Here is a 22,009-nt window from a genome sequence, read left to right as displayed (position 1 = left end):
CAACCAAGAGGGATTTTCCGGGCTACGGGAAATCCCTCTTTTGCACCCAGAGAAAGGAGCCGCCTATGGCAGAACAGAACGGGACACCTCAATCCCCCGACAGTGTTATCACGACACAGAGGGACGGACAGACCATCGTTGCGGAGTTGTTTTTCAACCACAGCGGCACAGAAACATTCCGCGACAAGCTGCTCAAAGTGATACTTGCCGACAGCTTGCAGGACGGTCAAGAGCCGGAAAAAACGAAAATCACGCGATAGGAACCGCCCGGACGAAGAATGGTTCGCCGGGGCGGTTTCTATTTGAAAATCCCCATTTTCCCCAAGTCAAGAGCCGGAGAAAACACCCGAAAAATGCCCCTATTGCGTAACAGGGGCGCAGAAAGGAGAGTTTATGCGAACAGGGCTTCCCAAGCAAAAAAAGACCACAGACATCTGGTTTGATGAGAAAGACCCGTTGATCCATATCCGTACCCACAATACCGACTTGAAGAAGCGGCTTGCCGCCTATGCCGAGCAGCACCCCGATGTGTGCCGCCAGACCGACGCAGACCCGGAAACGGGCTGCATGGAGTTTGACATTGAGAAAGGCCGCTTCTCTTTCCGTCTGACCGCCCCATACAGCGAGGAACGGCGGGAAGCGGCGCGGCGGTACGCCAGAGAGAGCAACGCCGCCGACAGGCTGAAATAGAGTGGAAATGTTCATAGTTTTGTGCTATACTTTTTCTAAAAGCAGAGTAATACTGCGGAATTGATTGGAGGACAACACAATGGTTACATTCATGAGATTAAGATAAAACCGCGAGTTATGTTGCGGTTATCCGTACTGCATAACTCGCTTATTGAAGCAGAGATGTAATTACGGAGGAAAAACAAATGAATAATAATTTATCACGCTTTGCAGACAGCAAGGTTTATTTTCAATGCCCAATTTGCACAAAATCAATGGATATACAAGGCAATAGCCTAATTTGTAGACATGGACATTGCTTTGATATTTCAAGATATGGGTATGTAAATTTGTTGTTAAAATCATCGCCCAAAACCAACTACAGCAAGCGGTCTTTTGACAACCGGCACCAAATTTTGGAGTATGGCATGTATGATGTTGTGTTGGAGAAAATCATACAGTTTATTTCTGATACGCCATCTATAAGAAACATTTTAGATGTTGGTTGCGGCGAGGGTTTCTATGCAAGGCAGATACAGCAAAGAACAGAACGAAACATCTTTGCTTTTGACTTGTCAAGGGAGGCAATACAGATTGCATCAAAAAAAGACAAGCGCAAAGCAGTGAAGTGGTTTGTTACTGACTTATCAAAAATCCCTTTGAAAGACGGAAGTATGGATTGTATTTTAGACATATTTTCGCCTGCACACTACAAAGAATTTCAGCGATTGCTATCTCCTAACGGATATGTTGTGAAAGTAATTCCTACGAAAAATCATTTGAGGGAAATTAGGACTAAAGTGCAAGCACACTTGAAAAATCCAGATTATTCAAATGAGTCTGTCGTTGAATATTTTGAGAAATATCTTAAAACCATTTCAAGAGAAACGGTTTCAGCCACCGTACAGTTGTCATCAGAACAAAGAATGTCGTTTATTGAAATGACGCCGCTTCTCTTTTGCGTTGAAAAAGATTGCGTTGATTGGTGTACTCTCACACATTTGACAATCGAAGCTGATGTTTTAATAGGAATGTATTAAAGGGCGTATTGATATTTAATATTCCCATTTATTGAGCAGAACGGAGTAAACCAAACACCCTAATCAAAAGGACAGCCGAGGAAATCGACTGTCCTTTTTCTATGCCGACAGGTAGAAAGGAGTGACCACCCATGACGAAACCGAGAGAAAAAAACCGCGAGGAATTGCAAGCCGAGATTGAGGACGGGAAGAAGAAAATCCGGCAGCTTGAAAACCGGGAAAAGGTGTTGCGGCAAAAGTTATCCCAAGAGGAACGCAGGACGCGCAGCCATCGGCTGATCGTCCGGGGTGCGGTCTTTGAGAGCATTGTGCCGGAAGCCAAGACCATGACCGACGAGGAAGCCGCCGCCTTTCTCCGGCTTGCCTTGACGAGCGAGGAAGCGCGGGCTTATCTGAAAAAACGCACCAAGGGCGGGAAAAGCGAATAATCCCTTTGGCACAAAGGGCGCACTTATACACCCTTACGGGTGCGTGCGCTCTGCCGAGGGCTTGTCGGCACAGAGAGAAAGCCGCTTGCTTCCCTCTCTGACCGACATTGGCGGCTTTGCCGCAACAAGGGGCTGCACCCCTTGCGCCGCTTACGCGGCTATCCCTGCACACCCACAAAAACAGTACACCCGCCGTTGGCGTCTGTACCATTTTTGCGGGTTTTATTATCCTATCCGGGAGGTGATACCCATAGCCATCTACCATTGTAATATCAGCATTGTCAGCCGGGGCAAGGGCAAATCAGCCGTTGCCGCAGCCGCCTACCGAAGCGGCGAAAAGTTGACAAATGAGTGGGACGGAATGACCCACGACTACACCCGCAAAGGCGGTGTTGTCCATACGGAAATCCTATTGCCGCCCCATGCCCCGCCCTCTTTCTCTGACCGCGCTACCCTATGGAACAGTGTGGAGCTTTACGAGAAAACCGGGAACGCCCAGCTTGCCAGAGAGATTGACGCAGCACTCCCCATAGAATTATCCAGAGAGGAACAGATCCGGCTTGTCCGGGAATACTGTTCCTCTCAATTTGTTTCCAGAGGAATGTGCGTTGATTTTGCCATTCACGACACCGACAGCGGCAACCCCCATTGTCATATCATGCTTACTATGCGCCCCCTTGACGAGCGCGGCGCATGGGCGGCGAAGTCCAAAAAGGAATATGACATTGACGAGAACGGCGAGCGCATACGCTTACCAAGCGGCAGATACAAGACACACAAAGTTGACCTCACAGGCTGGAACGACAAGGGCAACGCGCTTTTATGGCGCAAGGCATGGGCGGATATTTCAAATGCCTACCTTGAACGCGCCGGACGCCCGGAGCGTATCGACCACCGCAGTAACGCCGAGCGCGGCATTGACGAGCTGCCTACCGTCCACATGGGCGTAGCGGCTTGTCAAATGGAGAAGAAAGGCATAGCCACCGAGAAAGGCGAGCTGAACCGGAATATCCAAAAGGCAAACCGCCTTATCCGGGAAATCCGGGCGCAGATTGGAAAGCTCAAAGAATGGATTGGCGAACTGTTCAAGGCGCGGGAAAACGCCCCGGAGCAGCCCCCGCAATCCCCCGGCCTTGCAAATCTGCTGATGAAGTATTTAAGCGTTCAGAGAGAAAAGAGCCGGAAGTATTCGCAAAGTTGGCAAAGGCAGCACGCCGCCGATGAACTGAAAACCGTTGCAAAGGCAGTAGGCTATCTTTCCGAGCATGGCATTTCCACCCTTGCGGAGCTGGACGCTACCCTTTCCTCTGTCAGCGACCAAGCCGACGCTATCCGGGCGGGCATGAAAACCGCCGAGAAGCGCATGAAAGAATTACAAAAGCTGATTGAATACGGGAAGAACTACACCGAGTACAAGCCCATTCACGACGAGCTGAAAAAGCTGAAAAATGGCTGGACGAGCAAGCGCGACAAGTACGAGGAAGCCCACCGCGCCGAGTTGACCCTATGGAACGCAGCGAGCCGCTATCTCCATGCAAATCTGCCGAAAGGGACAAAGACCTTGCCTATCTCTGAATGGGAAAAAGAGTACGCCACTCTCAGCGGGCAGAGAACAGCGGAATATACCAAGCTGAAAGAAACCCGCGCCGAGGTTGCCGAACTGCACAATATCCGCAAGTGCGTTGATATTGCGCTGAAAGCCGACCAGCCGGAGCAGACCCGCGCCAAGCGGCATGAACAGGAGCGATAAGGAAAAGGACGGGCAAGCTGTCCAGCTTGTCCGTCCTAAATGCTTTCCGATAAACCGGGATTTGCTTTTACCATTGTAGCTTACATTTACCAGAGGCACTCCTAAATTCCCAACGCAGATAATATCTGCTCTTTCCATCTAAGGCTATTGTACCGGATGGAGAGTGTTCATTGAGTTTTAATATGGGGTGCTTCTTCTTATCCAGCAAAAGGACCTCTATATTCCCTTTCGACAATTGTGTATCTAACAAAAATGAATATGTCCTGCTCTCGTAAAATCTTCCCATGTGCCTAACCCATCCAGTACAAGAATCCAGGGTAACCCTATCTCCGTTTTTGCCAGGCACAAACACAAATAAAATCGCTCTTATACATTTTGTTGTCGCAATTGCCCCCAAATAGTATGGAAATCCCTTAAAAATCATATATCGCACCATCTTTATGATAACTTCCAATTTGTTGTTTTTATTATACTTAGAAACTATGAACAATTCAACCGAAGAAAGCGAGGTATCAACCATGTATTACACCCAAGAACAGATAAACCGGGCGAACCAAGCCGACCTTGTTTCTTTCCTGCAATCACAGGGCGAGCAGCTTACCCGCGCCGGGAATGAATACCGCTGGAAACGGCACGACAGCTTGACCGTCCGGGGAAACAAATGGTACAGGCACAGCCAGAGCAAGGGCGGCGGCCCCGTTGATTTTGTCATGGAGTTTTTCGGCAAGAGCTTCACCGAAGCCGTGGAACTTCTCACAGGAGAAAAGGGAGCCGCACCGCCGCCGGACAGACCTTGCCACGCGTCCCTTTCCGACTTCCGGCTACCGCCCCCAAACAACGACAACAGAATAGCGAGGAACTACCTCACAGCAGCCCGCCGCATTGATGATGATGTGACGGGCTTTTTCTTTGCCCGCGGCGATATTTACGAGGACGCAGCCCACCACAACGCCGTATTTGTGGGGCGGGACGAGGACGGAATACCGCGCTACGCCCACAGCAAGGGAACGGCGGGAAACTTCCGGTTTGATGTGAAAGGCAGCGACAAAGCCTTTAATTTCTGCTACCGAGGCGAGGGTGACAGGCTTTTTGTCTTTGAAGCCCCCGTTGACCTGCTCTCTTTCCTCTGCCTGTTCAAAAAGGCGTGGCAGAAGCAGAGCTATTTGTCATTGGGCGGCGTGGGAGAAAAAGCCCTGTTGCGTTTCCTCTCTGACCGCCCGAACATCAAGACCGTTTACCTCTGCCTTGACAGCGACCAAGCCGGAAACGACGCTTGCAGCCGCCTTGCGGAGCTTGTGCCGGAGGGCTTGACCGTCCACCGCCTTGTGCCGCTTTACAAGGACTGGAACGAGGTATTGCAGCACCGGGCAGAAATCACAGACGGGAAGTATATCCGGGAAGCGGTTTACGGATTGAAAGAACCGCCGCAGGAAGAAACCGTCGAGATTATCCGCATGAGCGAGGTTGACACACAGACCGTTGAATGGCTATGGGAGCCGTATATCCCTTTTGGGAAAGTAACCATTGTGCAAGGCAACCCCGGCGAGGGCAAGACCACCTTTGCCCTACGCCTTGCCGCCGCCTGCACCACCGGGGGAACGCTGCCGGGAATGAAGCCCTTGCCGCCATTCCAAGTGATTTACCAGACCGCCGAGGACGGGCTGGGCGATACCGTCAAGCCCCGCTTGATAGAAGCCGAAGCCGACCTTGACCGCGTGCTTGTGATTGATGAAGCCAAACGGGAGCTTACCCTCTCCGACGAGCGCATAGAAAAGGCAATCACGCAGAACGGGGCGCGGTTGATTATCCTTGACCCCATACAGGCGTACATGGGCGAAAAGACCGACATGAACAGGGCAAACGAAGTGCGCCCCATGTTCCGCCGCCTTGCCGATGTTGCCGAGCGTACCGGGTGCGCCGTTATCCTTATCGGACACTTGAACAAAGCCGCCGGAGGACAGAGCGCATACCGGGGCTTAGGTTCTATTGACTTCCGCGCCGCAGCAAGGAGCGTCCTGCTGATCGGGCGCGTGAAGCGGGAGCCGAATGTGCGCGTTATCGTCCATGACAAATCTTCCCTTGCGCCGGAGGGCAAGCCCGTTGCCTTTTGCCTTGACCCGGAAACAGGCTTTTCATGGATAGGCGAATATGACATAACCGCCGACGAGCTGCTATCCGGCGCGGGCGGGAACACCGCCACCAAGACCGAGCAAGCCGAGAAGCTGATACTTGACCTGCTTGCAGACGGGAAAGAACTTGCCAGCGAGGACATTGTAAAGGCCGCAGCCGAAGCCGGAATATCCGAGAGGACGGTACAGAACGCCAAGCGCAACATGGGCGGTATTTTAGGCGCAAGGCGTGTCGGCGGTCAATGGTATAACTTCATCAAGAAGAAGCAGCCACCCGAACCCGCAAGCTGAAAGTGCAAAACGCAGACCCTTTGCACTTTGCACTTTCGCACTTTCACAAGAATTTGCGTCAATAACTCAAAAAAGCACTTGACAAAACGCTTCATGGGGCACCCAGGCCGACATCGCCCCTTACATGGACAAGGATTTTTTCAACAACATCCCCATGACCCAGACGGAGCGGATCACCATGTCGAGCCGCCCCAAGGAGCCCAAGTACGCCAGGAACAAGAATATTTTGGTCATCGGCGGCAGCGGCAGCGGCAAAACCCGGTTCTTCGTCAAGCCCTCCCTCATGCAGATGCACAGTTCCTATGTGGTCACTGATCCCAAAGGACAGCTTTTGTCCGAGGTGGGAACCATGCTGCGGAGGGGCGCCCCCAAGCTGGACGAGAACGGAAAGCCTATGCGGGACGCCCGCGGGAAGGTCATTTATGAACCGTACCGCATTAAAGTCCTCAATACCATCAACTTCAAAAAGAGCATGAAATACAACCCCTTCGCCTATATCCGGTCGGAGAAAGACATCCTCAAATTGGTCAATGTCATCATTGCCAACACCAAAGGCGACGGAGAAAAATCCTCCGAAGATTTTTGGGTCAAGGCCGAACGGCTTTTGTACTGCGCACTGATCGGGTACATCTGGTACGAGGCGGAGCCGGAGGAGCGAAACTTCCTCACGCTGCTGGAACTCATCAACGCATCGGAGGCCAGAGAGGACGACGAGGAATTTCAAAGCCCTGTTGACCTGCTCTTTGCAAAGTTGGAGAAAGAACACCCGGATCACTTCGCCGTGAAGCAGTATCGCAAATTCAAATTAGCCGCCGGCAAAACTCTGAAATCCATACTGATTAGCTGCGGCGCCCGCCTTTCTCCCTTTGACATCCAGGAGCTGCGGGACCTCATGGCGGAGGACGAGCTGGAGCTGGATACCCTGGGCGACCGCAAATCGGCGCTGTTTGTCATCCTCTCGGATACAGACAGCACCTTCAATTTTGTGGCGGCGCTCATGTACTCCCAGCTTTTCAACCTCCTGTGCGACAAGGCGGACGACTTCTACGGGGGCCGCCTGCCGGTCCATGTGCGGTGCCTGCTGGACGAGTTCGCGAACATCGGGCAAATCCCGAACTTCGACAAGCTGATCGCCACCATCCGGAGCCGGGAGATCTCGGCTTCTATTATTTTGCAGTCGCAAAGCCAGTTAAAGACCATCTACAAGGACGCGGCGGATACCATCGTGGGTAACTGCGACAGCACCTTGTTTTTGGGAGGCAAGGAGAAATCCACCCTGAAAGAAATTTCGGAGCTGCTGGGGAAAGAAACGATTGACAGTTTCAATCAATCGGAGAACCGCGGCAGCCAGGTTTCCCACGGCCTCACCTATCAAAAATTGGGAAAGGAGCTGATGACACAAGACGAATTGGCAGTGATGGACGGAGGCAAGTGTATCTTCATGCTGCGGGGCGTGCGCCCGTTCCTCTCGGACAAGTACGACCTGACGAAGCATCCGAACTACAAATACACCGCCGACGCCGACAAGAAGTACCTCTTTGATATGGAACGGTACATGAAACGCAAACCGGCCATCGTAAAGCCGGATGAGCCTTTCGAGATGTACGAATTGACAGCAACGGACCTTCAATAACAATTCTACAACGAAGAAAGGAAATATGATTTATGGATTTTTTCACTAACGCTATCGACGTATTGCAGACTCTGGTGATTGCGCTGGGCGGCGGCCTGTGCGTGTGGGGCGGCATCAACCTCCTGGAAGGTTACGGCCAGGACAACCCTGCCTCCAATGCTCATGTACGGTAAGGAAGCAAGCAACCGAAAACAAGAGATAGACCGCCAGCACTACACTATTCCGAACCAAAGACCAAAAGATAAGCATTGTGGGAAAATCTAAACTTTTGGATTTTCCTACAATGCCAACTACGGCGGAATCCCTCCCACTCCTTATATCTTTCTGTATACATTGAATTTGTATTTAGTAAAATGCAGACAACACCACGGATCGGCTTTTGGTTGGACAATTCCAACCAAACACCACAGCAGACAGCAGAAAACATTCTGAACGCTAGGAAGCCGGTATGATTGTTACATATAAGGGGAAGAAAAATTTCTTTTAGGTACTTGCTTTCCTAAAACTGATGTGATACAATGATTTAATCCAGAAAAGGAGTAAAAAATATGCGGCAAGGTATTCTTAAATAAAACTATAATCAAATAGTGGGAACAAAGGATTATGATAGCTCCTTTTGTAGGGGCTTAGTTTTTTGTACCCAATTTAAGAATACTTTTGCCTTATCAATTTTGACATATCCCCAAAAACAGCAATCACAAACAGGTGTATGCTGTATATGTGTATGTCCGCAACTTATAATCCCCAGTGGTAAAAGTATTTTACTGCTGGGGATTTTTATGCCCTTTGGGGCTGTAAAGGGAGGACAATCACATGAAAATAATCAATATTGGAATTCTTGCCCATGTAGACGCTGGAAAGACGACCTTGACGGAGAGCCTGCTATATGCCAGCGGAGCCATTTCAGAACCGGGGAGCGTCGAAAAAGGGACAACGAGGACGGACACCATGTTTTTGGAGCGGCAGCGTGGGATTACCATTCAAGCGGCAGTCACTTCCTTCCAGTGGCACAGATGTAAAGTTAACATTGTGGATACGCCCGGCCACATGGATTTTTTGGCGGAGGTGTACCGCTCTTTGGCTGTTTTAGATGGGGCCATCTTGGTGATCTCCGCTAAAGATGGCGTGCAGGCCCAGACCCGTATTCTGTTCCATGCCCTGCGGAAAATGAACATTCCCACCGTTATCTTTATCAACAAGATCGACCAGGCTGGCGTTGATTTGCAGAGCGTGGTTCAGTCTGTTCGGGATAAGCTCTCCGCCGATATTATCATCAAGCAGACGGTGTCGCTGTCCCCGGAAATAGTCCTGGAGGAAAATACCGACATAGAAGCATGGGATGCGGTCATCGAAAATAACGATGAATTATTGGAAAAGTATATCGCAGGAGAACCAATCAGCCGGGAAAAACTTGCGCGGGAGGAACAGCAGCGGGTTCAAGACGCCTCCCTGTTCCCAGTCTATCATGGCAGCGCCAAAAATGGCCTTGGCATTCAACCGTTGATGGATGCGGTGACAGGGCTGTTCCAACCGATTGGGGAACAGGGGGGCGCCGCCCTATGCGGCAGCGTTTTCAAGGTTGAGTACACCGATTGCGGCCAGCGGCGTGTCTATCTACGGTTATACAGCGGAACGCTGCGCCTGCGGGATACGGTGGCCCTGGCCGGGAGAGAAAAGCTGAAAATCACAGAGATGCGTATTCCATCCAAAGGGGAAATTGTTCGGACAGACACCGCTTATCAGGGTGAAATTGTTATCCTTCCCAGCGACAGCGTGAGGTTAAACGATGTATTAGGGGACCAAACCCGGCTCCCTCGTAAAAGGTGGCGCGAGGACCCCCTCCCCATGCTGCGGACGACGATTGCGCCGAAAACGGCAGCGCAAAGAGAACGGCTGCTGGACGCTCTTACGCAACTTGCGGATACTGACCCGCTTTTGCGTTGCGAAGTGGATTCCATCACCCATGAGATCATTCTTTCTTTTTTGGGCCGGGTGCAGTTGGAGGTTGTTTCCGCTTTGCTGTCGGAAAAATACAAGCTTGAAACAGTGGTAAAGGAACCCTCCGTCATTTATATGGAGCGGCCGCTCAAAGCAGCCAGCCACACCATCCATATCGAGGTGCCGCCCAACCCGTTTTGGGCATCCATAGGACTGTCTGTTACACCACTCTCGCTTGGCTCCGGTGTACAATACGAGAGCCGGGTTTCGCTGGGATACTTGAACCAGAGTTTTCAAAACGCTGTCAGGGATGGTATCCGTTACGGGCTGGAGCAGGGCTTGTTCGGCTGGAACGTAACGGACTGTAAGATTTGCTTTGAATACGGGCTTTATTACAGTCCGGTCAGCACGCCGGCGGACTTCCGCTCATTGGCCCCGATTGTATTGGAACAGGCATTGAAGGAATCGGGGACGCAGCTGCTGGAACCTTATCTCTCCTTCATCCTCTATGCGCCCCAGGAATACCTTTCCAGGGCTTATCATGATGCACCGAAATACTGTGCCACCATCGAAACGGCCCAGGTAAAAAAGGATGAAGTTGTCTTTACTGGCGAGATTCCCGCCCGCTGTATACAGGCATACCGTACTGATCTGGCCTTTTACACCAACGGGCGGAGCGTATGCCTTACAGAGCTGAAAGGATATCAGGCCGCTGTCGGTCAGCCGGTCATCCAGCCCCGCCGTCCAAACAGCCGCCTGGACAAGGTGCGCCATATGTTTCAGAAGGTAATGTAAAGATACATAATCGTCAAGACGGCAACAATCAGAAGTTATGGAGGGTAACAATGGAATATAGTAAGGAAGATTTAATGGAAGCAAAAAAGCAAATTTGGGGAGTGGGAGAGAACATGGGAACAGAGGAAAGTAAAAAAATCTGGGAGGAGAACGCACAATTTTGGGATAATGCAATGGGTGACGAATCTAATGAATTTCACAGAGAGGTAGTGCGTCCCAAAGTAACGGAACTTCTATCTCCTAATCCTGCGGATTACATTTTGGATATTGCGTGTGGCAATGGAAATTATTCTTCGTATCTTGCACAAAGAGGCGCTTCGGTTGTCGCTTTTGATTACAGCAAAAAAATGATAGAATTGGCTAAAAGACGGCAATCACAATATGCAAAACAAATTGAATTTTGTGTGGCGGATGCGACCGATAGAAAAAGTATATTAGGGCAGCACCGCACAATTGCTGAGGCAAGCGCTGTCGAATCACCTATCAGGCAGGAAACCATAGGCTTCCCGGCGCATTTCTTCGCGAGAGCGCACAACTTCAAGCCGCCAGGCAGGGCCTGTCAGCCAGAAGCAGATTCGCCAATGCGAACATGATATTGAATTTGGCTCGCTGTTTTTCGAGCCCTCGGTATCGCGTTTTTCGAAATTGCAGCTGTTTCTTGACGACACCGAATACGTGCTCTACTTTTGCCCGAACAGAAGACTTTGCGTGTTCTACTTTCTTTGCGGCATACTGGCCGCTCTTGCTCAGCTTTTTTAATTGAGATGGACGTCGGTTAATTTTGTATTTGATCTTGCGTCCGGATTTGTTCCGAACGATCGCGTCCTCACGGTTCCCGGCTCCAAGATAGCCACTGTCGCCGTAAACGACATCTTCCTCACCGGTCAGCAGGGATGAAGTCTGCGTCACATCATGGACATTGGCTGGTGTCGCCTCCACTGTGTGTACCAGTCCGCTGTCCTTATCCACCCCAACATGGGCTTTATAGCCAAAGTGCCATGTGTTGCCCTTCTTGACCTGATGTGCATCCGGATCCCGCTTTTTCTCCTTGTTCTTGGTGGAAGACGGCGCGGAAATAATGGTGGAATCTACGATCGTTCCCTTTTTCAGGATAAGGCCCTGTTCAGTGAGCGCGGTAACAACTTGTGCAAACAGTTTCTCCTGCAGTCCATTCTTCACCAGCAGGTTCCGAAAGCGGCCAATGGTATCTCCGTTCGGCACCTGATTGCTGGAATCAACGCCGCAGAAATCTGAAAATGCCCGGCTGTCGATTGCCTCCGCCGCTGTTGCTTCATCACTCAGGTCATACAGATTTTGCAGCAGATACAACCGCAGCATGGTCTCCAGTGGATAGGGTTTATTGCCGCGCTCTCCTTTGTAATAGCACGGCTGGATCAGCGTAAGCCATTCCTTCCACGGGACGATCCGCTCGATCTGGGCTAGAAATTCTTTCTTCTTTGTCCGTACCTGCGCCAACTCATCACTAAGCGCAGACATTGTCATCTGTTTATCCATGGTCTTATTATATCACTCCTGGCAGTATCGCGCCTACTTTTCTGTGCGGTATTGCCTTAGAATTAAAAAGAAATCGAGCCTTTACGAAAGCAGTTTCTAATATGGCAATTATGGATATTACGGATATTGAACCACTTCTTATGGCTGTTTATGAACTGTTGCAGGAAAGCGGAATTTTTGTCTTTGCAACGCAACACCCTTGTTTTGTCACGTTGACTGAAAAATATATGACACCGCACAGTTACTATGATATAGCGATTGAAGGGCAACCGAAAGAGCAGATTTATTATCATCGTTCCATACAAGATATTTTTAACCTTTGTTTTAGAGCTGGATTTGTCATTGATGGATTTTATGAAGAATGTTTTAAAACCAACAAAGAAATTCCTATGGTAATGATAGTAAGGCTTAAGAAGGTAAAACGTGATAGCTTAAAATAAATTCAAGTTTGTCGGGTAAATAGCAAACCCAGCCGAGCCAGTCAACGGTCAAGATGAACGGCGCATATGCGCAGCCGTTGACAGCCCCGCCCGCCTTTGCTGGTAGGCAATCAAGGGGCGACAGCAAGAAGTGCCACCGCCCCGCACTATTATTCAGAAAGGGGAATTTCCATGACCGACCAGATAGCCTATCAAGAATATATCCAGCGCAGGTACAACGCCTTTTGCAAGACTGTTATCCGCTGTGCCGCCTTGGACAAGATTTTGAAGCTTAAACGGCAATGGGAACGGCAAGTTTCCCTTGACTATCTGATGAACGAGAAGTTTGTCCAGTTTGCCGCGTCGGAGCCGGACGAGGAATACCCATTTACCGTCTGCGGTCAGACCGTCCTGCTCTGCAACGCCGCCCTTGCCGACGCGATCTCTGTTTTGCCGGAGCAGACGCGGGAAGAAATCCTGCGCTATTACTTTCTGCGCCAGCCGCAGCGCGTGATCGGCGCGTGTATTGGCCGGTCACGCAGCACAGCGGGGCGGCATATCCAGCTTGCCTTGCAGCGGCTACGCGAAGAAATGGGGGTGAGCCGGTATGAGTAGACTTCTCCCCTATGAAACAATCCTCAAAGCCCGTGAGGGCGACCCAGAAGCCGTGAACGCTGTCCTGCTCCACTACGCCGGATATATCCGCTATTTCTCAAAAGTGAACGGGCAGGTCAACGCCGAGGTGGAGGACTATGTAAAGCAGCGGTTAATTGACTGTCAATTCAAGTTCCGGCTTGACGAACCACCGGACAAGTCATAAAAACTGAATACCAGCCGCCACCGACGCGGCCAGCGAAAGCAGTAAGTCTTGAAAAAGATTTACTGCTTTTTTTGTTGTCCGGCTCCGCTCCCGGCCATTTTGCCCCCTGCCGGTTGTAGTAGTAAGCGAGGAGGGAATTTTTCTGCCCTGGTGTTTGGCATTTGGAGCATTTACCCGTAGTAGAGGGCAAAGAGAAAGGATTTCTCCAACACCGGGTAGAAACCACTGCGTCCGGTGTCATTTTAGCGAAAGCGGGCAGGAATGCCCTTTACAGGATTAGTAGTAGCAGAAAAAGAGAAACAAACTTTTGTGGTTGCAGTTTTCCAAAAAAGTGGCGGACGGAAGTGAGAGAAAGTTTGCAGTCACGGAGAGCAAGTTTCTACCACGGTGCCAAAATCCGCAATTCTGCAGTTTTGCCCCTCGCGGGAAACTTGTTGGGGAGTGCCTTCCCCAAACCCTGCTCATGCGCCCTTACGGGCGAGAAAGGAGGTCACACCATGCGAAAGAAATACAACACGCCCCACCGCAGCCGCGTTGTGAAAACCCGGCTGTCCGAAGATGAGTATGCCGACTTCACAGCGCGGCTTGCGCCCTATGGTATCAGCCAGTCCGAATTTCTCCGGCAGGCGATACGGCGGGCGACCATACGCCCGGTTGTCCATGTGTCGTCGGTCAATGACGAGTTGCTTTCCGCTGTCGGGAAGCTGACAGCCGAGTACGGCAGGATCGGCGGCAACCTCAATCAGATTGCCCGGTATCTGAACGAATACGGCGTACCCTACAACACCCTTTCCGGCGAGGTACGCGCCGCCATATCCGACCTTGCCGTCCTCAAGTATGAAGTCCTCAAGAAAGTAGGTGACGCGGTTGGCAACACTCAAGCATATCAACTCTAAAAACGCCGACTACGGAGCCGCCGAGCAATATCTTCTCTTTGAGCATGACGAGTTTACCATGAAGCCCGTCCTTGATGAAACCGGCAGGCTTATCCCCCGCGAGGACTACCGGCTGTCCACGCTGAACTGCGACGGGGAGGATTTTGCCGTTGCGTGTATGCGGGCCAATCTCCGCTATCAGAAAAACCAGCGGCGGGAAGATGTGAAAAGCCACCACTACATCATCAGCTTTGACCCGCGGGACGGGCCGGACAACGGCCTGACCGTAGACCGGGCGCAGGCGTTGGGGGAACAATTCTGTAAAGAGCATTTTCCCGGCCACCAGGCCCTTGTCTGCACCCACCCGGACGGGCATAACCACAGCGGCAACATTCATGTGCATATCGTCATAAACAGCCTGCGGATTGAGGAAGTGCCGTTCCTGCCCTACATGGACAGGCCGGCCGATACGAAAGTCGGCTGCAAGCACCGATGTACCGACGCTGCCCTGCGCTACTTCAAATCCGAAGTCATGGAGATGTGCCACCGGGAGGGGCTTTATCAAATCGACCTCTTGAACGGCAGCAAGAACCGCGTCACCGACCGGGAGTATTGGGCGCAGAAAAAGGGACAGGCCGCGCTGGACAAGCAGAACGCCCCCATGATTGCCGATAGTATCACGCCCCGGCAGACCAAGTTTGAAACGAACAAGGAGAAGCTGCGGCAGACCCTACGGAAAGCCCTTGCCACCGCCGCCAGCTTTGACGAGTTTTCCTCTCTGTTGCTGCAGGAGGGTGTGACCGTCAAGGAGAGCCGGGGGCGGCTTTCCTACCTCACGCCGGACAGGACAAAGCCAATTACCGCCCGGAAGCTGGGCGACGATTTTGACCGCGCCGCTGTCTTTGCCGTTTTAGAGCAAAACGCCGCCAGAGCAGCCGAAGCGCCAGCCAGATCCCCCGATCCCCCACGCACCATAAAAGACCGCTTGCAGGTTGCCAGAGCCGAGATAGCCGCCCCGAAACAGGACGGAGTGCAGCGGCTTGTGGACATTGAGCAGAAAATGGCCGAGGGCAAAGGCCGGGGCTATGAACGCTGGGCGAAGATACACAATCTGAAGCAGGCCGCCAAAACGCTGTCCGTCTACCAGCAATACGGCTTTACTTCCCCGGAGCAGTTAGAAGCCGCCGTTGACACCGCCTATCAGAAAATGCGCCAGACCAGCGGCGAACTGAAAGCACTGGAAACGAAGCTGCAAGGGAAAAAGAAGTTGCAGCGGCAGGTGTTGGCCTACGCCCAGACCAAGGCCGCCCGCGACGGGCTGCGGGCACAGAAATCCGAGAAAGCCCGCGCCGCATACCGGCAGGCCCATGAGAGCGATTTTATCATAGCCGACGCAGCAGCCCGGTATTTCAAGGCGCATGGCATTACCAAGCTGCCCGCCCGGAAAGCGTTGCAGGCCGAGATCGAGCAGCTTATCTCCGAGAAAGACGGCCTGTATAACACCTATCACGAACAGAAACAGCGGTTCAAGGAGTTGCAGACCGTCAAGCGGAACATCGACCAGATTTTGCGCCGGGACGAGCCGCACCGCAGAAAGGAGCAGAGCCATGAGCGATAACCTGCCCCACATGGACTACCGCCAGCACCGGCGGGCGCGGCGGCTGGTACATGAGTGCTGTAACTACGATGAGGGGAACTGCCTGCTATTGGACGACGGGGAGCCTTGCGTGTGCGTCCAGAGCATTTCCTTTTCCCTCATGTGCCACTGGTTCCGTGTGGCTGTCCTGCCCCTTGACGGGGAGCTGGCCGCAGCCCTCTTGTGCCGGGGAAGCCGGAAACGGTGTGCCGTCTGCGGGGCGGCCTTTGTCCCCAAATCCAACCGGGGAAAATACTGCCCCGACTGCGCCGGGCGCATGAAGAAAATCAAAGCCGCCGAGAGAAAGCGGAAACAAAGGCAGAGATGTCACGCTTTAGAGCCTTTCAAACCCGCATAAATCAAGGCTTTTTTCGTGGGTGTCAAAGGGTACGCGATACATTTATCCTTTTCCCCCGGAAACGGCGTTTTAATGCGTGACAATACGCCAAAATCAACCCGAACACAGGGAGGTGATCCTATCGCTGATTATATCAGGGCAGACACGCGGCTGCCCGCCTATCTGCCGTATCCCCGTTTCCTGCTGAAAATGGAGATTTCACAGACCGCCAAGCTGCTGTATTCGCTGCTGTTAGACCGTTCCACCCTCTCCCAGAAAAACAAGTGGCTGGACGACGAGGGCAGGATTTATATTATCTATCCCATCGCGGAGATAGCAGAAATACTGGATAAAGGCAGCACCACCATCAAGGGGGCGCTTAATGAACTGGACACGGCGGGGCTGTTGGAACGGGAACGGGGCGGCTTCTCCGCACCGAACCGGCTTTATGTCAAAGTACCGCCAGTGCCACAGGTACAGTTTTCAGACCAACTGATGGCCGGAAGTCCGCCCCTCATAGAGCCGGAAAACCGTCCTACTGATGGTCAGAAAACCGACCTTATGATGGTCGGAAAACCGTCCCCTAACCAAACTACTATAAACAACCTTACAGAGAGCCAAACAAAGGGAGTGAGTGGGGGGCCGTCCGCGCCCTATGGCCGATATGGAAATATTTTTCTGTCACAGACCGAATACGACGAGTTGCAGGCAGAGTACCCTGACAGGCTGGAACGGTTCATCGAGGAAATGAGCCGCTACCTTGCCGCCAACGGGAAAAGCTACCAGAACTATGCCGCCGCCCTGCGGATATGGGCGGGGAACGACAAAAAGGAAGCCCCTAAAAAGGGCATACCAGACTACTCATGCAAGGAGGGCGAGAGTTTATGAAGAATGAAATCAACGCGGTTTTGGAGAATATGACGACCACCATCCCGGAGCCGGAGGACTACACCGGCGAGGACGGTTTACTGTACTGCGGCAAGTGCCGCAAGCCGAAAGAAGCCTATTTTGCGCCGGATAAGGCCGCTATCTTCGGGCGCGACCGCCACCCGGCAGAGTGCGACTGCCAGAGAACCGCCCGCGAGGAACGGGAAGCCGCCGAAAAGCGGCGCAGACACCTTGACACCGTGGAAGAACTGAAACGCCGGGGCTTTACCGACCCCACCATGCGGGACTGGACTTTCGAGAACGACAACGGCAGGAACCCGCAGACCGGGCTTGCCCGCCGGTATGTGGAGCATTGGGAAGATATGCGGACAGACAATATCGGCTGCCTGTTCTGGGGCGGCGTAGGCACCGGCAAAAGCTACCTTGCAGGCTGTATCGCAAACGCCCTCATGGAGAAAGAAATCCCCGTCCGCATGACGAACTTTGCTCTTATCCTCAATGACCTTGCCGCCAGCTTTGAGGGGCGCAACGAGTACATTTCCCGCCTTTGTCGTTATCCGCTGCTGATCCTTGACGACTTCGGCATGGAACGCGGGACGGAATACGGGCTGGAACAGGTGTTCAATGTGATTGACAGCCGTTACCGCAGCGGCAAGCCGCTGATCGTCACGACCAACCTTACGCTGGACGACCTGCACAACCCGGAGGACACCGCCCATTCCCGGATTTATGACCGCCTGCTTTCCATGTGCGTCCCGGTACGCTTTACCGGCGACAACTTCCGGCAGGAAACCGCCAAGCGGAAAATGGAGAGCATGAAGAAACTGATTACCGACTGAAAGGAGTATTGCCTATGGCAGATAACAAGCAGCACGACACCCGCACCACCCGCCGCCCTGACTGTGTGACGGAAATCCGCATGGGCAATTCCGTCCTTGTCGTGTCCGGCTATTTCAAGAAAGACACCACAACCACAGCCGCCGACAAAATGGCGCGGGTACTGGAAGCGGAAGCCGCTGCTACACAGGAGCCGACTTATCCGGCGTGAACCGGGGCATGGAAAAGCGGCCATGCCAGGGAGCATGACCGCTGGAACGAAAATCGGAAGTGCTTTAGCAATTCTTAATCTCATTCTCTATAAAATAATTTGCAATTTCAAAGGCTTTTATTCTTCTCTTTGCCAATGTGATTTGTGATTTATAACGCTCGGAATTATCCTTTGATTCAAATGTTTTTACTGTTTCTCTTAGCTTGTGCAGAGTTGAATCAATTTGCCTTTTGGCCGCGGTTAATTCATCTATTGTATACTTCATGTTTTCTCCTTTAACTTCTGATTTTTTTGTTAAATCAGAGTATACCACGGAGTTATGAACTTTTCTACTGCAAATATGGGACGACAACCCATACCATAAAAATCGGAAAATTGAAAAGCTGTAAAGAAGCAAATTTAACGCTTTTGCCGCTGTACAGCCCCCGCCGTTCCGTGGTACAATGAAACCACGGAATAGTGGGGCTGGCTGTCGGAAACGGAGGATTTTATGTTAAGACAAGCCACCCAAAACCTCATTACCGCCCTTTATCCGAGATTGTCCCACGAGGATGAATTGCAAGGCGAGAGTAATTCCATATCGAACCAAAAAAGGATACTCGAAACCTACGCAAAACAGAACGGCTTTACCAATCTGCGCTGGTACACCGACGACGGTTTTTCCGGCGCGAACTTCCAGCGGCCCGGATTTCAAGCCATGCTTGCGGACATTGAAGCCGGGAAAGTGGGTACGGTCATCGTCAAGGACATGAGCCGGTTAGGGCGAAACTACTTGCAGGTAGGGTTTTACACGGAAATGCTGTTCCCTCAAAAGGGTGTGCGTTTTATCGCTGTCAACGATAATGTGGACAGTGCCAGCGAGGGCATGGACAACGATTTTACCCCGCTGCGAAATCTGTTCAATGAATGGCTGGTGAGAGATACGAGCAAGAAAATCAAGGCAGTGAAAAAGTCAAAAGGCATGAGCGGCAAGCCTGTTACCAGCAAGCCGGTTTACGGCTATGTGATGGACGAGGACGAGAATTTTATTATAGACGAGGAAGCCGCCCCGGTGGTGCAGCAGATTTACCAGCTTTGCCTTGCCGGGAACGGCCCGACCAAGATTGCCCGTATGCTGACGGAGCAGCAAATCCCCACGCCGGGGACGCTGGAATATCAGCGGACAGGCAGCACCCGCCGTTATCACCCAGGCTATGAGTGCAAATGGGCGACCAACACCGTCGTTCATATCCTCGAAAACCGAGAGTACACCGGATGTCTGGTGAACTTCAAAACGGAAAAGCCTTCTTATAAGGTCAAGCACAGCATAGAGAACCCCGTCGAGAAGCAGGCCATTTTCGAGAACCACCATGAGCCGATCATCGACAAGGAAACATGGGAACGGGTGCAGGAGTTACGCAAACAGCGCAAACGCCCGAACCGCTACGATGAAGTGGGGCTGTTCTCCGGGATTTTGTTCTGCGCCGACTGCGGCCATGTGCTGTATCAGCAGCGGTATCAGAACAAAGACCGCAAACAGGACTGCTACATCTGCGGCAGCTACAAGAAGCGCACCCGCAACTGTACGGCGCACTTTATCCGCACCGATCTGTTGACCGCTGGTGTCCTGGCAAATCTCCGGCAAGTGACCGAATACGCAGCCAAGCATGAGAGCCGGTTTGTGAAACTACTTGTCCAGCAGAACGAGATCGGCGGCAAGCGAAAGACCGCCGCAGCCATCAAGCAGCTTGAACAGGCGCAGGAACGCATTTCTGAAATCAGCCGCATTATCAAGCGGCTGTATGAGGACAATGTAAACGGCAAAATCAGCGATGAGCGTTTCATGGAACTGTCGGCTGACTACGAAGCCGAGCAAGCGGAGCTGAAAAAGAGAGCCGCCGCCCTGCAAGCCGAACTGGACAAGTCACAGGCAGCTACCGTCAACGCCGAGAAATTTATGGGCATTGTCCGCAAGCACCTTGCCTTTGAAGAACTGACCCCCACTCTCTTGCGGGAAATGATCGAGAAAATTGTGGTGCATGAGTGCAGCTATGATGAGAACGGCACCCGCAGGCAGGACATTGAGATTTATTACAGCTTTGTCGGCAAGATTGACTTGCCCGAATAACCGCCCGACCTATCCGACACAATGGCCAAGTGTCGGATAGGAACGGCAAAATTTTTTGCACTTCTATTGCTTCTTTATCACACATAAGCAAAAAGCCAGGGCATCAAGCAGCTCATGGCCGGCGGCGGTGTCGCCCTCATCGGCCTGACCCTGATCCCCCTGCTGTCCGGCCTGCTCTCCGCCTGATGTCTGCCAGCAGACCCCACGGGAGGCCCCGGCACACGGGGCCTCCCGGAAAGGAGGTGATCCCCGTTGATCTTTGACGCGATACAGGAGTGGTTCCAGGAACTGCTCATCGACGGTATCATTTCAAACCTGACCGGGATGTTTGATACCCTGAATACCAAGGTGGGCGAGATCGCCGGGGAGGTGGGCATGACGCCTTCCGCGTGGAACAGCGGCATTTTCAACATGGTCCGCAACCTCTCGGAGACCGTGATCGTCCCCATCGCCGGCATCGTCCTCACCTTTGTCATGTGCTATGAGCTCATCCAGCTCATCGTAGAAAAGAACAACCTCCACGACTTCGACACCTGGATCTTCTTCAAGTGGATCTTCAAGACCTTCTGCGCGGTGCTCATCGTCACCAACACCTGGAACATCGTCATGGCGGTGTTCGATGTGGCGCAGAACGTGGTCAGCCAGAGCGCCGGCGTCATCATTTCGGACGCGGGCATCGACATATCCGGCGTGACCGCCGACCTGGAGACCCAGCTCGCGGACTGGAGTATCGGCGCTTTGCTGGGGCTGTGGTTCCAGAGCATCTTTGTGGGGCTGTGTACGCAGATCCTCTCCATCTGTATCTTCCTGGTGATCTACGGAAGGATGATTGAGGTGTATTTGGTGACCTCGATAGGTTCCATCCCCTTTGCCACGATGGTGAACCGGGAATGGGGCAACACGGGGCAGAACTATCTCCGCTCCCTGCTGGCCCTGGGCTTCCAGGCGTTCCTCATTATGATCTGCGTGGGCATCTACGCGGTGCTGGTGGAGGGCATCTCCCTGAGCGGCGACAACATTTCCGGCGCCATCTGGGGGTGCATGGGGTACACGGTGCTCCTGTGCTTCACCCTCTTTAAGACCGGCAGCCTCGCAAAGTCCCTGTTTGGGGCGCATTAGGGGGAGGCCGATATGGAGAAGAAATACAATGTCATTTACGCGGACCCGCCCTGGTCCTACAAGGTATGGAGCAAAAAGGGCGCGGGCCGGAGCGCGGAAAGCCATTATCCGACCATGAGCATAGAGGCCATCAAGGCGCTGCCCGTGTCCCGGCTTGCAGCCAGGGACTGCGCCCTGTTCCTCTGGATCACCTTCCCCATGCTCCGGGAGGGCTGGGGCGTTATGGACGCCTGGGGCTTCACCTTCAAGACGGTGGCCTTCGTGTGGGTGAAGCAGTGCCGCAAATCGGACAACATCTTCACCGGGATGGGATACTGGACCCGCGCCAACGCGGAGATCTGCCTGCTGGCGACCCGCGGGCACCCGAAACGGGCAGCCAGGGACGTCAAGCAGGTCATCCTCTCCCATGTTGAGGAGCACAGCAAAAAGCCGGATGAGGCGCGGCGCCGGATCGAGGCCCTGATGGGGGACGTCCCCCGGATCGAGCTGTTCGCCCGGCAGGCGACCCCCGGCTGGGATGTATGGGGAAATGAAGTAGCAAGCAACATTCAGCTTGCGGAAAGGAGCTGATT

General features: G+C 52.6%; 22 protein-coding genes and 3 pseudogenes. 23 read left to right on the top strand and 2 right to left on the bottom strand.

Features of this window, described 5'->3' with window-relative positions:
• The first annotated feature begins 65 nt into the window (after positions 1-65).
• The 10 genes and pseudogenes from KFE19_07295 (at position 66) to KFE19_07250 (ending at position 11,110) form a co-directional block, all read left to right on the top strand.
• Positions 66-260, top strand: a complete 195-nt coding sequence (locus KFE19_07295) for a transposon-encoded TnpW family protein (GenBank protein QUO39285.1) — start codon at positions 66-68, stop codon at positions 258-260.
• Positions 261-393: 133 nt separating this feature from the next.
• Positions 394-690 carry a hypothetical protein gene (locus KFE19_07290; protein ID QUO39284.1) on the top strand — a complete coding sequence of 99 codons (297 nt, stop codon included), beginning with the start codon at positions 394-396 and terminating at the stop codon, positions 688-690.
• Positions 691-875: 185 nt separating this feature from the next.
• Positions 876-1,709, top strand: a complete 834-nt coding sequence (locus tag KFE19_07285; protein ID QUO39283.1) for a methyltransferase domain-containing protein — start codon at positions 876-878, stop codon at positions 1,707-1,709.
• A gap of 131 nt (positions 1,710-1,840) precedes the next feature.
• Positions 1,841-2,137 carry a DUF3847 domain-containing protein gene (locus KFE19_07280; GenBank protein QUO39282.1) on the top strand — a complete coding sequence of 99 codons (297 nt, stop codon included), beginning with the start codon at positions 1,841-1,843 and terminating at the stop codon, positions 2,135-2,137.
• Positions 2,138-2,378: 241 nt separating this feature from the next.
• Positions 2,379-3,887 carry a MobA/MobL family protein gene (locus KFE19_07275; protein ID QUO39555.1) on the top strand — a complete coding sequence of 503 codons (1,509 nt, stop codon included), beginning with the start codon at positions 2,379-2,381 and terminating at the stop codon, positions 3,885-3,887.
• A gap of 518 nt (positions 3,888-4,405) precedes the next feature.
• Positions 4,406-6,307: an AAA family ATPase gene (locus KFE19_07270; GenBank protein QUO39554.1), complete on the top strand. Its 1,902-nt coding sequence runs from the start codon at positions 4,406-4,408 to the stop codon at positions 6,305-6,307.
• A 178-nt stretch (positions 6,308-6,485) separates the two neighbouring features.
• The gene (locus KFE19_07265) at positions 6,486-7,940 is read left to right on the top strand and encodes a type IV secretory system conjugative DNA transfer family protein (GenBank protein ID QUO39553.1); all 1,455 of its coding nucleotides are present in this window, start codon (positions 6,486-6,488) and stop codon (positions 7,938-7,940) included.
• 32 nt (positions 7,941-7,972) lie between these two features.
• A complete protein-coding gene (locus tag KFE19_07260; protein QUO39281.1) occupies positions 7,973-8,113 on the top strand; it encodes a hypothetical protein in 141 nt (46 codons plus the stop codon).
• A 640-nt stretch (positions 8,114-8,753) separates the two neighbouring features.
• The gene (gene tet(W), locus KFE19_07255; protein ID QUO39280.1) at positions 8,754-10,673 is read left to right on the top strand and encodes a tetracycline resistance ribosomal protection protein Tet(W); all 1,920 of its coding nucleotides are present in this window, start codon (positions 8,754-8,756) and stop codon (positions 10,671-10,673) included.
• A gap of 50 nt (positions 10,674-10,723) precedes the next feature.
• Positions 10,724-11,110, top strand: a pseudogene (locus KFE19_07250) (class I SAM-dependent methyltransferase).
• A gap of 100 nt (positions 11,111-11,210) precedes the next feature.
• Here KFE19_07250 and KFE19_07245 read toward each other — a convergent pair.
• Positions 11,211-12,176 carry an IS5 family transposase gene (locus KFE19_07245; GenBank protein ID QUO39552.1) on the bottom strand — a complete coding sequence of 322 codons (966 nt, stop codon included), beginning with the start codon at positions 12,174-12,176 and terminating at the stop codon, positions 11,211-11,213.
• A 68-nt stretch (positions 12,177-12,244) separates the two neighbouring features.
• Between KFE19_07245 and KFE19_07240 the strand changes: the two are divergent.
• From KFE19_07240 to KFE19_07200, 9 genes and pseudogenes are all read left to right on the top strand, one after another.
• Positions 12,245-12,628, top strand: a pseudogene (locus KFE19_07240) (class I SAM-dependent methyltransferase).
• A 171-nt stretch (positions 12,629-12,799) separates the two neighbouring features.
• Positions 12,800-13,222, top strand: coding sequence for a sigma-70 family RNA polymerase sigma factor (locus KFE19_07235; GenBank protein ID QUO39279.1), 423 nt, complete (start codon positions 12,800-12,802; stop codon positions 13,220-13,222).
• Positions 13,215-13,427, top strand: a complete 213-nt coding sequence (locus tag KFE19_07230; GenBank protein ID QUO39278.1) for a helix-turn-helix domain-containing protein — start codon at positions 13,215-13,217, stop codon at positions 13,425-13,427. The genes KFE19_07235 and KFE19_07230 overlap by 8 nt, the downstream gene beginning before the upstream one ends.
• A gap of 497 nt (positions 13,428-13,924) precedes the next feature.
• Entirely contained in the window at positions 13,925-14,323 is a 399-nt protein-coding gene (gene mobC, locus KFE19_07225; GenBank protein ID QUO39277.1) for a plasmid mobilization relaxosome protein MobC, read from the top strand.
• Positions 14,295-15,920: a relaxase/mobilization nuclease domain-containing protein gene (locus tag KFE19_07220; GenBank protein QUO39276.1), complete on the top strand. Its 1,626-nt coding sequence runs from the start codon at positions 14,295-14,297 to the stop codon at positions 15,918-15,920. Before mobC ends, KFE19_07220 begins: the two co-directional genes overlap by 29 nt.
• Positions 15,910-16,296, top strand: coding sequence for a cysteine-rich VLP domain-containing protein (locus KFE19_07215; GenBank protein QUO39275.1), 387 nt, complete (start codon positions 15,910-15,912; stop codon positions 16,294-16,296). The genes KFE19_07220 and KFE19_07215 overlap by 11 nt, the downstream gene beginning before the upstream one ends.
• A gap of 72 nt (positions 16,297-16,368) precedes the next feature.
• Complete coding sequence (locus KFE19_07210; GenBank protein QUO39551.1) at positions 16,369-17,163, top strand: replication initiator protein A; 795 nt, start codon at positions 16,369-16,371, stop codon at positions 17,161-17,163.
• Positions 17,160-18,002 carry an ATP-binding protein gene (locus KFE19_07205; GenBank protein QUO39274.1) on the top strand — a complete coding sequence of 281 codons (843 nt, stop codon included), beginning with the start codon at positions 17,160-17,162 and terminating at the stop codon, positions 18,000-18,002. Before KFE19_07210 ends, KFE19_07205 begins: the two co-directional genes overlap by 4 nt.
• Positions 18,003-18,016: 14 nt before the next feature.
• The gene (locus KFE19_07200; GenBank protein ID QUO39273.1) at positions 18,017-18,211 is read left to right on the top strand and encodes a transposon-encoded TnpW family protein; all 195 of its coding nucleotides are present in this window, start codon (positions 18,017-18,019) and stop codon (positions 18,209-18,211) included.
• Positions 18,212-18,275: 64 nt separating this feature from the next.
• Here the strand turns inward: KFE19_07200 and KFE19_07195 are convergent, their stop codons facing one another.
• Entirely contained in the window at positions 18,276-18,476 is a 201-nt protein-coding gene (locus tag KFE19_07195; protein QUO39550.1) for a hypothetical protein, read from the bottom strand.
• Between the two features lie 225 nt (positions 18,477-18,701).
• Here KFE19_07195 and KFE19_07190 point away from each other — a divergent pair, with 225 nt between their 5' ends.
• The 4 genes and pseudogenes from KFE19_07190 to KFE19_07175 all read left to right on the top strand — a co-directional run bounded on the left by KFE19_07190 (position 18,702) and on the right by KFE19_07175 (position 22,007).
• Positions 18,702-20,318 carry a recombinase family protein gene (locus KFE19_07190; GenBank protein QUO39272.1) on the top strand — a complete coding sequence of 539 codons (1,617 nt, stop codon included), beginning with the start codon at positions 18,702-18,704 and terminating at the stop codon, positions 20,316-20,318.
• Between the two features lie 21 nt (positions 20,319-20,339).
• Positions 20,340-20,504 (top strand): annotated as a pseudogene (locus KFE19_07185) (hypothetical protein).
• Positions 20,505-20,570: 66 nt separating this feature from the next.
• Positions 20,571-21,437 carry a hypothetical protein gene (locus tag KFE19_07180; GenBank protein ID QUO39271.1) on the top strand — a complete coding sequence of 289 codons (867 nt, stop codon included), beginning with the start codon at positions 20,571-20,573 and terminating at the stop codon, positions 21,435-21,437.
• Positions 21,438-21,449: 12 nt separating this feature from the next.
• Positions 21,450-22,007, top strand: coding sequence for an adenine methyltransferase (locus KFE19_07175; GenBank protein QUO39270.1), 558 nt, complete (start codon positions 21,450-21,452; stop codon positions 22,005-22,007).
• Positions 22,008-22,009: the final 2 nt, after the last annotated feature.

Origin of the sequence: Dysosmobacter sp. Marseille-Q4140 (genome assembly GCA_018228705.1) — a bacterium.
Lineage (GTDB): Bacteria > Bacillota > Clostridia > Oscillospirales > Oscillospiraceae > Oscillibacter.
The sequence above is the reverse complement of the archived record's forward strand: the minus strand, read 5'-3'. Positions and strand labels throughout refer to the sequence as shown.

Bases quoted from the DNA above. Each gene is read 5' to 3' on its own strand.
- KFE19_07295 (QUO39285.1), top strand. From the start codon at position 66: ATGGCAGAACAGAACGGGACACCTCAATCCCCCGACAGTGTTATCACG.
- KFE19_07290 (QUO39284.1), top strand. From the start codon at position 394: ATGCGAACAGGGCTTCCCAAGCAAAAAAAGACCACAGACATCTGGTTT.
- KFE19_07285 (QUO39283.1), top strand. From the start codon at position 876: ATGAATAATAATTTATCACGCTTTGCAGACAGCAAGGTTTATTTTCAA.
- KFE19_07280 (QUO39282.1), top strand. From the start codon at position 1,841: ATGACGAAACCGAGAGAAAAAAACCGCGAGGAATTGCAAGCCGAGATT.
- KFE19_07270 (QUO39554.1), top strand. From the start codon at position 4,406: ATGTATTACACCCAAGAACAGATAAACCGGGCGAACCAAGCCGACCTT.
- KFE19_07265 (QUO39553.1), top strand. From the start codon at position 6,486: ATGTCGAGCCGCCCCAAGGAGCCCAAGTACGCCAGGAACAAGAATATT.
- KFE19_07260 (QUO39281.1), top strand. From the start codon at position 7,973: ATGGATTTTTTCACTAACGCTATCGACGTATTGCAGACTCTGGTGATT.
- KFE19_07245 (QUO39552.1), bottom strand. From the start codon at position 12,176: ATGACAATGTCTGCGCTTAGTGATGAGTTGGCGCAGGTACGGACAAAG.
- KFE19_07235 (QUO39279.1), top strand. From the start codon at position 12,800: ATGACCGACCAGATAGCCTATCAAGAATATATCCAGCGCAGGTACAAC.
- KFE19_07230 (QUO39278.1), top strand. From the start codon at position 13,215: ATGAGTAGACTTCTCCCCTATGAAACAATCCTCAAAGCCCGTGAGGGC.
- mobC (QUO39277.1), top strand. From the start codon at position 13,925: ATGCGAAAGAAATACAACACGCCCCACCGCAGCCGCGTTGTGAAAACC.
- KFE19_07215 (QUO39275.1), top strand. From the start codon at position 15,910: ATGAGCGATAACCTGCCCCACATGGACTACCGCCAGCACCGGCGGGCG.
- KFE19_07210 (QUO39551.1), top strand. From the start codon at position 16,369: ATGCGTGACAATACGCCAAAATCAACCCGAACACAGGGAGGTGATCCT.
- KFE19_07205 (QUO39274.1), top strand. From the start codon at position 17,160: ATGAAGAATGAAATCAACGCGGTTTTGGAGAATATGACGACCACCATC.
- KFE19_07200 (QUO39273.1), top strand. From the start codon at position 18,017: ATGGCAGATAACAAGCAGCACGACACCCGCACCACCCGCCGCCCTGAC.
- KFE19_07195 (QUO39550.1), bottom strand. From the start codon at position 18,476: ATGAAGTATACAATAGATGAATTAACCGCGGCCAAAAGGCAAATTGAT.
- KFE19_07190 (QUO39272.1), top strand. From the start codon at position 18,702: ATGTTAAGACAAGCCACCCAAAACCTCATTACCGCCCTTTATCCGAGA.
- KFE19_07175 (QUO39270.1), top strand. From the start codon at position 21,450: ATGGAGAAGAAATACAATGTCATTTACGCGGACCCGCCCTGGTCCTAC.